Source organism: Paracraurococcus ruber (assembly GCF_004353985.1).
Classification (GTDB): domain Bacteria; phylum Pseudomonadota; class Alphaproteobacteria; order Acetobacterales; family Acetobacteraceae; genus Paracraurococcus; species Paracraurococcus ruber.
The window spans coordinates 1-1,426 of sequence record NZ_SMOA01000562.1 but is presented as its reverse complement, the minus strand read 5'-3'; the positions used below and the strand labels follow the sequence as shown (position 1 = coordinate 1,426).

General features: G+C 79.7%; 1 protein-coding gene. It reads right to left on the bottom strand.

The features are described 5' to 3' along the window. The coding region (locus E2C05_RS31755) for a coiled-coil domain-containing protein (protein ID WP_205083259.1) at positions 1 to 967 on the bottom strand (967 nt) is incomplete at its 3' end. Positions 968 to 1,426 lie beyond the last annotated feature (459 nt).

Sequence of the window (1,426 nt, the reverse complement as noted above, 5' to 3'; positions counted from 1 at the left end):
CCAGGCGCTGGTCGGCCCCGCCCGCCGTGCGGCCCAGCTCGGCCTGCCGCGCCTCCAGCCCGCGGACGCGCTGCTCCGCCGCCTGCGCCGCCTGGGTGGTGCTGGCCAGCCGGCCATCCGCCTCAGCCAGGGAGGCGCGGCGGGCGGCCAGGTCGCGCTCCGCCGCCGTGGTCTGGTCGCGCAGCGCGGCCAGCCGCCGCTCCGCCTCGGTGCCGGCCTGGCGCCGCTCGGCGACCGAGCGCTCGGCCTCGGCAATGCTGTTGCGCAGCCCGGCCAGCCGCTGTTCCTCCTGCGCCGCGCGCTGGCGCTGCTCGGCCAGCGTCCGGTCCTCGGTGGCGGATTGCTGCCGCAGCCCGGCCAGCCGCTGTTCGGCCTGCGTCGCCTGGTCACGCAGCAGGGCAAGGCGGCGATCCTCAGCGGTCGCCCGCTCGCCCAGCGCCGCGAGCCGCGCCTCCTGCGCCGCCGCCTGGTCGCGCAGCGCGCCGAGGCGGCGATCCTCCGCCCCCGCCTGCTCCTGCAGGCCGGCCAGCCGGCGCTCGGTCTCGCCCAGCAGGCCGGTGCGCTCGGATTTCGTGCGCTCCACCTCGCCGGCCTGGGCCTGCAGGCCGCCCAGGCGCTGCTCCTCCTCGGCCAGGCGGGCGCGGTTGTCGCGCACCGCCGCCTCGGCCGCGATGCGGCCGCGCTGGGCGCGGGCGAGGTCGGCGCGGGCCTGCAGCAGCCGCGCCTCGACCCCCGCGAGGTCGCCGGCCGCCTGCCGCTCCTGCTCCAGGGTGCGTTCCAGCTCGGCGACGCGCTGGCGCAGCGTGCCGCGCTCCGCCTCGGTCGCGGCCAGGTCGCGCTGCAGGCCTTCGACCCGGGCGCTGCGTTCCACCGTGAGGCCGCAGCCGGCCAGCGAGGTCAGCAGGACAGGCGCCAGGACAGCGAAGGCAGCCCGCGGGCGCGCCCCGGGCTTCGACGACGAACGCATGACCAATGCACTCCCCCGGGATGCGGCACGACCTGGGCATGGCGCCTGCTCCCGGCAATGGGGTCAACCGGGCGGGAGCGGCCGGCGCCTGGCACCCTGGTCACGATTCTGTGTTGTCAGTGTGGCGGCGGCGCCACTGCGGCGTCGGCCTGCCTACGGAAGGGCTGAGGTCCCGCCGGCGCGGCGACCGGGTCGGGGGCCGACGGGGCAGGGTGCGGCGCGGTAGGGCGCGTGGGGTCGGCCGGGCCGCAGGGATGACCGGCCGGGCGCAAGCGGCCATCGTCGCCCGGGCTCGTCCGGCATCGGCCCGGCGGGTCGCCCGGCCGGCGCGCGACCGCCTGCCACCCGACCGGCCGCGACGGCCGGCCTCAGCGGCCGTGAATACGACCCACCCCGGGGCGGCGCTGCCGCCGCCCGCGCGCGCTGATCCGGACCGTCGCCGCCGAGGCCGGCGGCGCG